Below are 13551 nucleotides of genomic sequence, written 5' to 3'. Positions count from 1 at the left end.
CCCTACCGGCCGTAAAGCTGCTTCGCCTCGTCCCGCTTGGCACGCACCGCCTCGGCGAAGCCCGCGGGCGCCGTCAGTTCTTCCAGGGCCACAGGCTCCGAGGTCTGCCCGGCATGGACCAGCGACCAGTTGGAGCCGACCTCGATCACGGACTGGTGCTTGACGTCGTAGTACCCGGGTTTGCCGCTGAGCGCGACACCCCTGGCCCCGTGCAGCGCCGCGACCAGGTGGTGGTGGAAACGGGTGGTCAGCCACACCTGGTGCGGCCCGAACGTGAAATCCCCGTCCCATGCGGCCTGGAACGGGATGAACCCGTCCGGGGCCACGAGATCCCGCAGCCGGTCGAAGCCCTCATGATCGTCCCCGGGGATGGCCTCGAGGTAGCGCACGGATTCCCGGGGTAGATCCCACCGCCGCACTTGCGCCCCGGCGAAGTCCAGCATCCGCTCGAAGGACCCCTCCGCCAGGGTGTCCGACTGCACGCACACCACCACCTCGCTCGGGGCGTCCGTACCTTCGGTGCGAGCGGACGACCCATCCCCCTTGTGCTCGGCCAGGAGCCCGAGGGCGCGTGCGTGGCGGGCTTCCTCCGCGAGGAGGAAAGCGTCGTCGAACCCCATGGGCACTCCGGCAGCCTGGGCGCTGGGGCGGTCCCGCACGCTGAGGTGGTCCAGGTCCGTGAGCGGGTCCCCCGCGAAGGGCATCAGCCCCTGGCCCGTGGCGAACAACCGCGCTCCCGAGACCTCCCGGACCGCGCGCATCGCCTCGACGATGTGCAGGTTCGCGGCCCAGTCCCGGTGCAGCACCCCGCCGCCCAGCAGGTGCACGGTGCTCGCTTCGCGCAGGGCGAGCAATCCCGCGTCGTACTTCGGGGACCCCAGATCCTCGATCAGGCTGCGCATCGAGCGCCCCGAGCCGTGTTCAACGTCGTGCAGAGCGCGAAAGACCGTATTGACCACATGCAGTCGTGGATGGATGCCGCGCAGCAGGGCGGTGACGGTCCCCGGTTCGCGGACGTCCAGCCACACGTCCGTGGTGGGTGCCACCTTGGCCAGGTAATTGACCCAGGTGGCCGCAATCAGCTCGTCCCCGAAATTCGGGTAGCCCGCCCATGAGATCAGATAGATCGGGGGCTTACGAGCGGGAGGGACCCGTCGATGGTCCTTCAGAAGATTGCGCATGGATGCAGGGTACCCACAGGTCGATCCCCGGATTCAGGGGTTGCAATGTGCCCCCATCGGCGGGGCCGTTGTCGGCTCGGCGAATCACCGCGCCGAACACATCGGCCGCGGCAGCCCCAGAGTAGCCCCGTCCGGTCCCGCCTGCCGTGCGCAAGATGACGGACGGCCATCACCGGTGCCCGTGCGGACGGGTAATGTTCTCTCCCATGACTGCACCCCGCCCACCCCATGACGGTCCCACCGGCGCACGCGGTTCGGCCAGCGTGATCCACGGGGGATCCCGCGAGCACTCGCCGCACGCGCCGTCGCAACCGCCACAGGGGAGTTACCTCAAGCCGCGCCACCTGGTGATGATGGCGCTCGGTTCGGCCATCGGCACCGGCCTGTTCGTGGGGACGGGCGCGGCGATCCAGACCGCCGGGCCCGCCGTATTGATTTCCTACCTCGTGGCGTGTCTGCTGCTCGTGCTCGTGATGCGCGCGCTGGGCGAGATGGCCGCCGCGGATCCGTCCTCCGGCGCGTTCTCGACCTACGCGGGCAAGGCCATGGGACCCACGATCGGTCGCGCCCTCGGGTGGTTGTGGTGGGCCCAGATCGTGGTGGTCGTGGCCGCGGAGGCCACCGCCGCCGCGCAGCTCGTGACCGAGATGTGGCCCTCGCTGCCCCAATGGTTGTGGGCGTTGATCTTCATGGCCGTGTTCACGGTCATCAACCTGGTGCGCGTGGGGACGCTGGGTGAGACGGAGTTCTGGTTCGCGCTGCTCAAGGTCGCCGCGGTCGTGGCGTTCCTGGTCGTGGGTGTGCTGTTGCTGATCGGTGTGCTGCCCGCTCCGAGCCCAGGGCTGTCCAACCTCACGGAGCACGGCGGGTTCATGCCCAACGGCATCACGGGGGTTGCGGCCGCACTGCTGGTGGTCGTCTTCGCGTTCGGCGGCACCGAGTTGGTGACCATCGCCGCCGCCGAGACGGAGGACCCGCAGACCAACGTGGCCCGCGCGATCCGCACCATCCTGATCCGCATCCTGATCTTCTACGTGGGCTCCGTGACCGTCATGGTGCTGGTGCTGCCGTGGAACAATGAGGGCCTCTCCTCCAGCCCGTTCGTCGCGATCCTCACGGAGGTGGGGATCCCCGGTGCGAACGTCCTGATGAACATCGTCATCATCCTGGCGCTGCTGTCCGCGCTCAACGCGAACGTGTATGGCAGTTCGCGCATGCTCTACTCCCTCGCGCGCCGGGGATCCGCACCGCGTGGGCTCGCGGCCACCTCCTCGCGCGGGGTTCCCCGCCTCGCCGTCACGATCTCGGTGCTCTTCGGCTTCATCGCCGTGGTGCTCAACTACCTGTGGCCCGAGACGGTGCTCAACGTCATGCTCAACGTGATCGGCTCCACGTGCCTGGTGGTCTGGGCCCTGGCGCTGATCTCCCAGATCATCCTGCGCAAGCGCGCCGACCGCGCCGGGGTGTCCTCGCCGCTGAAGATGTGGGCCTTCCCGTGGCTGTCCTACTTCGCCCTAGCCCTGTTGGCCGCGATCATCATCCTGGGCCTCCTGGACACCGCCGTGCGGTTCCAGCTCATCGCCACGTTCATCCTGGTGTGCCTGATCGCGCTCGCGTGCAAGGTCTTCACGAGTTCACGCGTCCGCCCCGAGGAAACCTCCTCCACCGGCGAGGCCGACGACGTCGTACCCCGGTTCTGACCCGGCTCCACGCCGACGACGGCGTGGCCAAGCGCAGATCCCGAGTCGCTCGAACGACGGCGCGCCCCGGCTCCAGGGCGCGCCGTCGGCGTCCTCAGCTCGCCGCGGGTAGGTCGGGGAAGGCCGCGGCCACGCCCGGTGAGTGCAGTTGCCCGGCACGGGTCGAGAGCCCGGCGGCCAGAGCGGCGTCGTTCTCCAGGGCGGAGTCCACACCGCGCGCCAACGCCATCACGTACGGGGACGTCGCGTGCGTGAGCGACTGGGTGGCCGTGACGGGCACGGCGCCGGGCAGGTTCGCCACGCAGTAGTGGCGAATGCCGTCCACGGCATAGACCGGGTCGTCGTACGTGGTGGGCCGGGTGGTCTCGAAGCACCCGCCCTGGTCCACGGCCACGTCCACGAGCAGCGCATGGGGCTTCACGATCGACAGGTGCTCCCGGCGCACGAGCTTGGGGGCGGAGGCGCCCGGGACCAGGACGGAACCCACGACCACGTCCGCGCGCGGCAGTTCCTCATCCAGGCGGTGGGTGTCGCTCATCAGGACCCGGGCGTGGGGGAACAGCGCGTCCAGTTGTCGCAAGCGATCGCCGTTGGCCTCGAGGATCGTGACGTCCGCGCCGGCCCCCACCGCTGCGCGGGCCGCGTGTTCACCCACGGTGCCACCGCCGATCACCAGCACGGTGGCCGGAACAACGCCGGGCACCCGACCCAGGAGGATCCCGGGGCCGCCCGCGTGGTGCTGGAGGTGGTGTGCGGCGTTGGCGATCGCCAGGCGGCCCGCGATCTCGGACATCGGGCGCAACAGGGGCAGCGTGCGTCCCACCCGAACGGTCTCATAGGCGATCCCCGTGGTGCCCCTGTCCAGCAGTGCTTCCGTCAGCGAACGGCTCGCGGCCAGGTGGAGGTACGTGAACAGCGTGAGGTCCGGGCGCAGGAAGTCGTACTCGGAGGCGATCGGCTCCTTGACCTTCACCAGCAGCTCGGCCTGCGCCCATGCGTCCTCCTGGGACGTGATCCGCGCTCCCGCCGCGCGGTAGGACTCGTCCGAGAAACCCGCGCCCTCCCCCGCGTGCTCCGCGACGAACACCTCGTGGCCTTCGGCGACCAGTGCGGTGACCATGGTGGGGGTGAGGCCCACGCGGGCCTCTTCCGGTTTGATCTCACGGGGTACGGAGATTCTCATGACGGCGCGCTCCTCTCATGGGGCACGCGTACCCGAGGAGGTGTGCTCGGGTCTGGCGATGGGCCCCGGCTGTCCTTCCATTGTGCCCCGCCTCACCCGCATCCGCACAGGGGGCCGGGGCGAATATGACCAGGTCGCCCGGTCCGTTCAGGACCGGGCGACCGGTTCATCGTCGCAGCCGGACGGGGTCAGCGGCGAGCGATCTGCTCCGCCGCCTCCGGGTCCGAATCGTTGAGGAACTTCTCGATCCGGGCGGCCTCGTCCATCTCGCCGATCTGCGCGGCGGCCTGGCCCAACGCTGCCAGCGCCCGCAGGAACCCGCGGTTGGGTTCGTGGGAGTACGGCACCGCGCCGTGCCCCTTCCATCCATGGCCGCGCAGCGAGTCCAACCCCCGGTGGTAGCCCACCCGGGCGTAGGCGTACCCCTCCAGAGTGCGGCCGTCCGCGAGCGCCTCCTCCGCGAGCATCGCCCACGGCAACTGCTCCTTGGGGAAGGCCGCCGCGAGGTCCTCGGCCACGTCACCCGCGTCGAGGCGGGCCGTCAGCTCGGGGTTCTCGTCCAGATAGGTGGGAGCCGGTTCGTCCAGCAGATTCTTGCCGAGCAGTGCCACGGTGGGTTCCTTTCCACGCCGAGTTCAAGGGTTCGTTGCCACTCTACGCAGCGCGCACGACGCCGCTCCACGCCGTTCGCGCACGACGTCGCCGAGCGCCGTCGAAGCGGCTCAGTGCGTGATCATGATGCCCACTCCCGGGCCCAACGGCAGGCCGAGGAAGTAGAAGACCATGAGAATGAGAACCCACACCACCCAGAAGGGGACTACGAACGGAATCATCCTGGCCATCACCGTCCCCAGCCCGGCAGAGGGTTCGTACTTACGGAGCATGGCGAGCAGCACGACCATGTAGGGGTTGAGAGGGGTCATCACCTGCGTCGCCGAGTCACCAACGCGGAACGCCGCCTGGATGAAGGCAGGCTCGAATCCCAGAATGCCGAACATCGGCACGAAGACTGCGGCCATCAGAGTCCACATGGAGGATCCCGAAATGATGAACAGGTTCAGGATCGAACACAGAATGATGAACCCGATGATCACGGGGAAGCCGGTAACACCTGCGTTTTCCAGACCCGATGCGCCGGTGACCGCGATCCAGGAACCGATCCCGGACCAGTTGAACAGCGCGATGAACTGCCCCAGGATGAACGCCAGGACCAGGAAGGACGTCATGTCCTTGAGGGCTGCTCCCATCATCACCGGGACGTCCTTGAATCCCCGAACGGTTCCCGCAATCCGGCCGTAGACGTAACCGCTCACGGAGAAGAACACGAAGATGATGAAGACGATGGACGCCAGCAGCGGTGATTTGGGGAGGAAGTTCCCGTCTTCGTTGCGCCATGGTGAGTTCGGCAAGAGTGTGAAGACGGTCAGTGCGACACCGATCAGCACGAACGTCACACATGCCCACAGAAGTGCCTTTTTCTCCCTAGGGGACAATCCGGCCTCGACCTGGGGTTCCCGGGATTCCGCAACGGTTTGCTCGTCCCCCACGATGCGCATGGCGAGGGTGTCGGTCATGAGCTGACCCGTCTCCGGGTTGACCTCGTCCTTGGACACCCCCGCTCGCATGACTCGCGGTTCCACCACCTTGTCGATGACGAACCCCGCCACGCAGGAGAGTACGACCGCCGCGACGATGTTGAAGTAGTAGTTGGACAGCGGGTTGGCCTCGGTGGCGTGATTCGCGAGCGCGGGCACGGTAGGGATCACGGCGTTGGTGATGCCCGCGAACAGGGCATCGAGCGACGTCGGGAAGATATTGGTGGAGTAACCCGCACCGGCCGACGCGAAGCCGCCGAGCAGACCTGCCACCGGGTGACGGCCGGCTGCTTTGAACGCAAGGGCGGCCAGAGGCGGAATCACCACGAACGCGGAATCGGCCATGATCGACCCCACCACGCCCACGAAACCCACGGTGTACGGCAGCAACCAGCGGGGGGCTCCACCGATCGTGAATCGGATGGCGGCGGCCAGAAACCCGGACTTCTCCGCGATCCCGATCGCCAGCAGAATGGTGGCCACGGTGACCAACGGCGGGAACCCGATGTAGTTCTCCCCCAGGGTCGTGGTGAACCACGCGAGACCTTCCCCGGTGAACAGACCCTTGATCGCCAGGGGTTCATCCTTCCCCGGTACGTGTACGACCACGTTGCCCCAGGCCATGGCGGTGGACACGACCGCCGTGATGAGGAACAGGATGGTGAACAGGGCGAAGGGCTCGGGCAGCTTGTTGCCCACCCGCTCGATACCGGTGAGGAGTCTGTCTCCCACATTCGATCTCTTGGTCGTGGTGGCGGTCATGTGTACTCCATCGAGGTCAGTGGTCGAAAAATGTCGATGCGTGGCCCGCCGGTTCCGGTTCAGTCGAAATAGCTCTCCACGGCAATGCCGCCCCCGCCGGCGTGGAAGTCATCACGGACGTGTTGAGCCAGTGCATCATCGACCAGATAGTCGAGAGCCACCGCTGCCAGTCCGTAGGCGCCGTCGACACCCGCAGCTTCTGCCTGCGGGGTAGCTGCAGCAGCCGCGAAATCCCGGGTGTGCAGGCCCATGTCCTGGTCCGTGATGCTGATCAACGGGTGAATACCGGGAATCCGATAGCTGACGTTGCCGAAGTCCGTGGACGCGGCCAGCACCTCGGACACCGTGCCCGCCGGGTAAGGATCGCGCCCGCGGCGCCGCTGAGCGAGGACCCACCGATCGGAGAGGGGCGAATTGCCCAGCACGGGAAGGGTGGCGGGGGACGAATCCCAATCGATCTCGACATCCACCCCGGCCATCAGCGCGGCACCCTGGAGAACCTCGGTCACCCGCTGGGACAAGGCCTTCAGGGTCGCAGGGCGCTGGGAACGGACGTACAGCTGCAGGGTGGCGGCCTCGGTGATGATGTTGGGGCGTTCTCCGCCCTCGGGTAGTACGGCATGGATCCGATCGGTGGGCGGGGTCTGCTGTCTCAGCAGGCCCAGCCCCTGGTAGGCGAGCACCGCGGCGTCGAGAGCGTTGCGTCCCATGAACGGGTGCGACGACGCGTGGGCTGCCGCACCGCGATAGTGCACCGTGCACTCACGGCGACCGAGCCACACCTGGTCCACGAGATCAGCAATGTAGGAGTGCACCATGGCCGCGGCGTCGATGCCCTCCAGTGCACCTGCTCTGGCCATGATCTCTTTGCCCCCTTCACCCTCCTCTGCGGGCGTTCCCAGGTAAACCACGCGGCCGGAGAACGCGGAGGGTGTGCCCCGGATGAGCTCGACGAGTGCCACGAACGCACCCAGGCCGGTCACGGCGATCACATTGTGTCCGCAGCCGTGGCCGATACCGGGCAGGGCGTCGTACTCCGACATGATCGCGATGGTGCGGTGACACGCCGGGTCGAAGTCCTCGGAGGTCACCTCAGCGCGAATGGCGGTGTCCAGACCGAAAGCGGGGTTCTCTGCGGGAATGTCATGGTCCGCCAGATGATCGACGATCAGCTTGACCGCACGATGTTCCTGGAATGCCGTTTCGGGGTTCTCATGCAGTTCGTGCAGTACGTGACCGAGGGCCGTGGTCTGGCCCTCGATCGAGGATTCGAGACGCTCATGCAGCTCATCCGCTGCGCCGTCGTGGCTGGCCAAGTGATGTTTCAGCTCGTTCTTACGACGTTCCGTATCCTGCTCGAGCTGTTCGAGGTAGGCCCGGGAGGGCTCGGAATTGGCCGTCAGGTGGTGGCGGTCGCGGTCTGGGTTTTCTTCCGGCGAGTGGCTCGTTCCCATACTTGGGGAGCGTAACAAGTGATTCGAATCACCCCGGTGAGCGACCCTGTAGTGTTGCGGCCCGAGACACGACGATGCCCCGCACCACGGGGTACGGGGCACCGGAGGAGCAGGGGGAACCTACTTGATGGAGGTACCCGCGGAACCGAGGTTCTGGCACGCCTCCACCACGCGGGCGGCCATGCCGGTCTCGGCTTCGGCGCCCCACACGCGAGGGTCGTACTTCTTCTTGTTGCCGACCTCGCCGTCGACCTTGAGGACGCCGTCGTAGTTGTTGAACATGAACCCGGCCACGGGGCGCGTGAACGCGTACTGGGTGTCGGTGTCCACGTTCATCTTGATCACGCCGTAGGACACCGCGTCCGCGATCTCCTGCGCGGTGGAACCGGAGCCGCCGTGGAACACGAGGTCGAACGGGCGGTCCTTGCCGATCTTGGCACCCACCTCGTCCTGGATCTGCTTGAGCAGTTCGGGGCGCAGGCGCACGTTGCCGGGCTTGTACACGCCGTGCACGTTGCCGAAGGTCAGCGCCGTGATGTAACGGCCCTTCTCTCCGGCGCCCAGGGCCTCGATGGTCTTCATGCCGTCCTCGACGGTCGTGTAGAGCGTGTCGTTGATCTCGCCGACGACGCCGTCCTCCTCGCCGCCCACGGCGCCGATCTCGACCTCCAGGATGATGTGTGCCTTGTTGGTGCGCTCCAGCAGCTCTTGAGCGATCTTGAGGTTCTCGTCCAGATCGATCGCGGAACCGTCCCACATGTGCGACTGGAAGATGGGGTCCTCACCGCGGGCCACGGCCTTCTCCGACTCGGCCAGCAGCGGCAGCACGAAGCCCTCGAGCGTGTCCTGGGGGCAGTGGTCGGTGTGCAGCGCGATGTTGACGTCGTAGTTCTTGGCGACCTCGCGGGCGAACGCGGCCATGGCCAGCGAACCCGTGACCATGTCCTTCACGGAGGAGCCGGACCAGTACGCCGCACCACCGGTGGACGCCTGGATGATGCCGTCCGAACCCGCCTCGGCGAAACCGCGGATCGCAGCGTTGAGGGTCTGGGAGGAGGTCACGTTGATGGCCGGGTAGGCGAAGCCCTTCTCCTTGGCCCGGTCGATCATCTCGGAGTAAACGTCAGGGGTTGCGATGGGCATGAAACACTCCTTCTACTGGGTTCCCGATGCACGGCTGGACCGTGGCCTGAGGCCTGTTTCCAGTCTAGGCGACGGGTCTGCTCGTGACCCGGGACGGCACCGCAAAATTGCGGCCCGCCACGGGATGAACCGTGGCGGCCCGATCGGCTCAGAGCCGCGCCGTGGTCACGCCGCCGTGACCACGTGCGGACCCACGGGTGACCTCCTCGGTGGGTGCGCGGCGCCCGGGGGTCGTTGCCCCGTGGCGCTCACAGCCGCCAGCATGAGCTGGTCTGCGGGATGCCATTGAACCGTGCGTCCAGGTAGACGAGCATCGAGGGAATGCCTTCCAGGGAGGCCCCCACATGGGTGGGCGTGGCGAGCGTCTGCATGGAGACGTTCACCCCGGAGGCGCACCATTTCTGGGCGAGCCGTCGGCCCGACTGGTAGGGCACGACGTCGTCCGCCACGGTGTGGGCGATGCGCACCGGGACACGAGGGTGGCGGCCCGCGGCACCGATGGTCTGCTCGTCCAGGTACGCCTTCAGAGCGGGGTCCCCGAGCAGCTGGGAGAAGGAGCGCCCGTCAGCCGTGAGCTTCTCGGACGGCACCAGGGCGTCGGCGAGGACGGTGCCCACCAGGCAGCTGTCCTGGGCCTTGTCATAGCGCCTCTGCCCTTCCGCATTGAGTCTGTCCCGAACCGCCACCCCGGAGTCCTCGGCCGCCCCCATCACGTAGAAGGACAGGCCGGAGAAGAGAGAGGAGTCGATGTGCTGACCCGTGAGTGTGAGGTCCGCGGGCGGCGCACCCACCCAGGCACTCTTGAGCTGCACCTCCGGGGCGTACTCAGGGGCGCTCTCCGCGGCTGCAGCCGTGGCACCGCCGCCCTGCGAGTATCCCACGGCGGCCACGGGAGTCTTAGCGTCCACTCCCTCCATGCCGAGCTGCTGCGCACCGCGCACGGCATCGAGCACGGCGTGAGCCTGGTCCACACGGTTCATGTAGGTGTGGGCGCCGTCAGTGCCCAGACCGATGTAGTCCGGGGCCACCACGTTGTAGCCAGCATTGATCAGGCCGGCCAGGCTGAGGCCTTCGGAGTTCGTGCCCAAGGCCATCTGACGGGACGGCGCGCACGAGTCGCCCATACCCTGGGTGCCCGAGGACAGCACCACGAGCGGCCGTGGGCCGGGCTTGCGCCACGCAGCCTTGGACTGCAGCACGGTGCCCGTGGTGGCCACGGCCTGGTTCTTGCTGTTGGTGGTCCTGTACATGATGCGCGTGGCGGACGCATTGGGCTTGATGAGCTTGACGGGGTCCAGGTAGAACGTGGACGGCTCCGAACGCACCACGCCCCCGTTGGCGGCAGGCAGCTGCGCCGGGGTGCTGTAGAAGTCCGTGTCCGTGGAGCTGCGGAGCTTTTTCAGCGCATCCTCGCGAGCAAGATCATCGCGGGTCAGACCCTGCTCCTGGAGCTTCTGGTCCTGCTCGCTGCGCGGCAGCTCGGAGAAACCGCCATCCGGTGCGGAGCCTGCTGCGCTCTGCGCATGCGCGGGCTGCAGTCCAGCAAGCAGCAGCCCAACGCCCAGGGCGAGGGCACCCGCAGAACGCCGCAAGGACGATGGCTGTGTGGTCGAGGCAGCCATGAGCATGCGAACCTTTCATCATGTGATTCAACTCACATGACCCTACGGTAACTTCTGCCTCCTGGCTATGGTCGGCCGGCCTTTTTCACGCTCCCACGCCCTTCGTGACGTCGGACGAGGGCGCAGGACGCTGCTCGAACACGTGGCGGCGGATCCATGCATGCATGGTCACGGCGGCGGCCGCTCCGGCGTTGATGGAGCGGGTGGAGCCGAACTGCTCGATGGCCAGCACCGCGTCCGCCTCCGCGACGAGCTCCTCGGAGACCCCCGGGCCCTCCTGACCGAACACCAGGACGCAGCGTTCGGGCAGTTCGAACGTCTCGAGCAGCTGGGAACCGGGGACGTTGTCGATCGCGAGCACCGCGAGTCCCTCGCCGCGTGCCCAGGCCGTGAACTCCGCGACACTCGCGTGGTGGCGCACGTGCTGGTAGCGGTCCGTGACCATGGCTCCGCGGCGGTTCCAGCGGCGTCGCCCGATGATGTGCACCTCACGAGCCAGGAACGCGTTGGCGGTGCGCACCACGGAGCCGATGTTGAAGTCGTGCTCCCAGTTCTCCACCGCCACGTGGAAGGCGTGGCGCCTGGAGTCCAGGTCCGCGATGATCGCGTCCATGCGCCAGTAGCGGTACTGGTCCGCAACGTTGCGGCGGTCGCCCTCGCGCAGCAGCTCGGGGTCCCAGCGCTCGCCGGCGGGCCACTCGCCCTGCCAGGGGCCCACGCCGACGACGCGGGGCGCAGCGTCGTCGTCCTGCCGAGACCCGGACGCGTCCGGCTCAGTCAAGCCCGAGCTCGTCCTTGGAGTAGGCGTACAGGCACGGGACGCCCGCGGTCTCCTCGATGCGCTCCTTGGCGCCGGTGCGGCGGTCTACGATCACGGCAACGGCCACGACGTTCGCGCCCGCCTTCTGCAGCGCCTCCACGGCGGTCAGGGCGGAACCGCCGGTGGTGGAGGTGTCCTCCACGACCACCACGTCCCGACCCACCACGCTGGGGCCCTCCACCTGACGCCCCATGCCGTAGGACTTCTGAGCCTTGCGCACCACAAAGGTGTCGACGGCGCGGCCCTGGTCCCCGGCCGTGCGCATGATCGCGTTGCCCACCGGGTCCGCGCCCATGGTGAGCCCACCGGCGGCGTCGAACGCGATCCCGGCCTCGTCCAGCAGACCGAGCATGACCTGACCCACGTACCGGGAGGACTCGTGGTGCAGGGTCACGCGGCGCAGGTCCACGTAGTAGTCCGCTTCGATGCCGCTGGCCAGCGTGACCTTGCCCCGCACCACGGCGAGGTCCTTGATCAGTTCGCGCAGGCGCTCACGGGCGGTGGCCAGGTCCACGGGAGAGAAGTCGGTGCTCATACGGGCAGTTTACGTGTCGGGGCTAACCCCTCAGCCCAGCCTGCCGCCGGATTCTCGCAGGTAGCACGCCGCGCACAGGGACTCGTAGGTGACGGCCACGCCGTCGATGGCCACCTGGTCCCCCTCGAACACGAAGTCGTCGCCCACCTTCCGCGTGTTGAACAGGGCTTTGCGTCCGCAGCGGCAGATGGTCTTGAGTTCCTCCAAGGTGTGGGCGAGCTCCATGAGCCGCTCGGAGCCGGGGAAGGAACGGGTACGGAAGTCGGTGCGGATGCCGTAGGCCATCACGGGCACGTCCAGCAGCACGGCGATCCGTAGCAGGTCGTCCACCTGCCCGGTCTCCAGGAACTGCGCCTCGTCCACCAGCAGGCACGCCACGGGCTGGGCGTCCACGTGCTCGAGCAGGGCCTCCGGGTCATCGCCGGTGGAGTGGCGCTTGAACAGGCCCATGGCGCTCTCGCCGGGCTGGATCAGGAAGTCCACCGTGCGGCTGACACCCAGCCGGGAGAGGATCTGGTCCTCGCCCTTGGTGTCCACGTGGGGTTTGGCGAGCAGCACGCGCTGTCCGCGCTCCTCGTAGTTGTAGGCGGCCTGGAGCAGCGCCGTGGATTTCCCGGAGTTCATCGCGCCGTAGCGGAAGTAGAGCTTGGCCACGGTCGGTCAGTCTATCGCCGCCCGCAGCCACGCCTTCGACGGGCGTGGCCAGCGCTGCACGCGGCCATCCTCGGAGGTGGCCTCGACCGCGTACTCGATCTCGCCCGAGGCCGGGCCTGCGGCAGGTGGGCCGTGTACTCGCCGTTCAGTGCGGTCTCCCGCATGGGCGTGCGGGAGCTTCTCGAACGGCAGCCCCAGCGCCCGGCTGAGCGCGGGCTGGGCACGCTGGTCCACGGGCTCGGACTCGAGCGCGGCGAGGGGCTCGCGGCCCGCAGTCTCCAGAGGCGCTCCCGGCTCGTGGGCAGTGAACGGCGTGGCGTAAACGTACCGCGGGCCCACGCACCACAGCTGACCATGCTCGTCCATCACGGGGTGCGGGCCCCAGTCGCGCACCCACACGGCGTCGTCGCCCTGCGGCGCATGGACGAACGTGACCCGGTCCGGGGAGACGCCCTGGGACGCGAACCACGCGGCGGCGTCGGTCTCCGAGGCGGCGTCCGTGACGAGGACCCACAGGTGTGCGTCCAGCGCGAGGTCCCGCAACAGGGCACCCGGCAACGCCGCGGGCCAGGTGACGAAGGCCCGAGCGCGGGCTCCCACTCGGCGACAAGTCGTTTCTTCCCAGGGTCCACCATTCCACGCCCAGGGGGTGCTGCGGCTCACCCTGCGGAGCGGGTCAGGCCGCGCACCCCTGGTCCCTGGCCTCAGCGCTCCTGCACGCGCCCGGTAGAGGCACGACGACGCCGCCCCACGGCCATAGGCCATAGGCCATAGGTCATAGGCCATAGGACCAGGAAGACGGCCACACCGCGCGAGTTGGCGCAGGCCACCCACGTGAGGCCGCCGTAGGCGCCGTGCAGCGCGGCGACGACGATCGTCTCGACCACCATGACCCCCGGCGG

General features: G+C 67.9%; 13 protein-coding genes. 1 reads left to right on the top strand and 12 read right to left on the bottom strand.

Annotated elements, in window-relative coordinates:
* Positions 1 to 2: 2 nt before the first annotated feature.
* A complete protein-coding gene (locus RF650_RS02715; RefSeq protein ID WP_368814006.1) occupies positions 3 to 1181 on the bottom strand; it encodes a polysaccharide pyruvyl transferase family protein in 1179 nt (392 codons plus the stop codon).
* Between the two features lie 206 nt (positions 1182 to 1387).
* Here RF650_RS02715 and RF650_RS02710 point away from each other — a divergent pair, with 206 nt between their 5' ends.
* Positions 1388 to 2881, top strand: a complete 1494-nt coding sequence (locus tag RF650_RS02710) for an amino acid permease (protein ID WP_368814005.1) — start codon at positions 1388 to 1390, stop codon at positions 2879 to 2881.
* Between the two features lie 94 nt (positions 2882 to 2975).
* Here the strand turns inward: RF650_RS02710 and ald are convergent, their stop codons facing one another.
* The 11 genes from ald to RF650_RS02655 all read right to left on the bottom strand — a co-directional run bounded on the left by ald (position 2976) and on the right by RF650_RS02655 (position 13539).
* The gene (ald, locus tag RF650_RS02705) at positions 2976 to 4064 is read right to left on the bottom strand and encodes an alanine dehydrogenase (protein ID WP_085106809.1); all 1089 of its coding nucleotides are present in this window, start codon (positions 4062 to 4064) and stop codon (positions 2976 to 2978) included.
* 188 nt (positions 4065 to 4252) lie between these two features.
* Entirely contained in the window at positions 4253 to 4675 is a 423-nt protein-coding gene (locus tag RF650_RS02700; RefSeq protein WP_286738724.1) for a DUF3151 domain-containing protein, read from the bottom strand.
* A 111-nt stretch (positions 4676 to 4786) separates the two neighbouring features.
* Positions 4787 to 6421 carry an AbgT family transporter gene (locus RF650_RS02695; RefSeq protein ID WP_368814004.1) on the bottom strand — a complete coding sequence of 545 codons (1635 nt, stop codon included), beginning with the start codon at positions 6419 to 6421 and terminating at the stop codon, positions 4787 to 4789.
* Positions 6422 to 6480: 59 nt separating this feature from the next.
* Complete coding sequence (locus tag RF650_RS02690; protein ID WP_368814003.1) at positions 6481 to 7875, bottom strand: amidohydrolase; 1395 nt, start codon at positions 7873 to 7875, stop codon at positions 6481 to 6483.
* A 120-nt stretch (positions 7876 to 7995) separates the two neighbouring features.
* Complete coding sequence (gene fbaA / locus RF650_RS02685) at positions 7996 to 9018, bottom strand: class II fructose-bisphosphate aldolase (RefSeq protein WP_368814002.1); 1023 nt, start codon at positions 9016 to 9018, stop codon at positions 7996 to 7998.
* A 248-nt stretch (positions 9019 to 9266) separates the two neighbouring features.
* Positions 9267 to 10640 (bottom strand): lipase family protein, encoded by a 1374-nt coding sequence (locus RF650_RS02680; RefSeq protein ID WP_368814001.1) that lies wholly within the window; start codon positions 10638 to 10640, stop codon positions 9267 to 9269.
* 85 nt (positions 10641 to 10725) lie between these two features.
* A complete protein-coding gene (locus RF650_RS02675; protein ID WP_368814000.1) occupies positions 10726 to 11421 on the bottom strand; it encodes a TrmH family RNA methyltransferase in 696 nt (231 codons plus the stop codon).
* On the bottom strand, positions 11414 to 11995 hold the full coding sequence (gene pyrE, locus RF650_RS02670) for an orotate phosphoribosyltransferase (protein WP_368813999.1): 582 nt from the start codon (positions 11993 to 11995) through the stop codon (positions 11414 to 11416). Before pyrE ends, RF650_RS02675 begins: the two co-directional genes overlap by 8 nt.
* Before the next feature lie 30 nt (positions 11996 to 12025).
* Positions 12026 to 12649 carry a thymidine kinase gene (locus tag RF650_RS02665; protein WP_312918082.1) on the bottom strand — a complete coding sequence of 208 codons (624 nt, stop codon included), beginning with the start codon at positions 12647 to 12649 and terminating at the stop codon, positions 12026 to 12028.
* 6 nt (positions 12650 to 12655) lie between these two features.
* Entirely contained in the window at positions 12656 to 13249 is a 594-nt protein-coding gene (locus tag RF650_RS02660; RefSeq protein WP_368813998.1) for a hypothetical protein, read from the bottom strand.
* Between the two features lie 104 nt (positions 13250 to 13353).
* Positions 13354 to 13539, bottom strand: a complete 186-nt coding sequence (locus tag RF650_RS02655; protein ID WP_368813997.1) for a hypothetical protein — start codon at positions 13537 to 13539, stop codon at positions 13354 to 13356.
* Positions 13540 to 13551: the final 12 nt, after the last annotated feature.

It is taken from the genome of Kocuria sp. CPCC 205297 (assembly GCF_040981035.1).
GTDB lineage: Bacteria > Actinomycetota > Actinomycetes > Actinomycetales > Micrococcaceae > Kocuria > Kocuria marina.
Note: the sequence above shows the minus strand (reverse complement) of the source record. Positions and strands in the feature narration are given on the sequence as shown.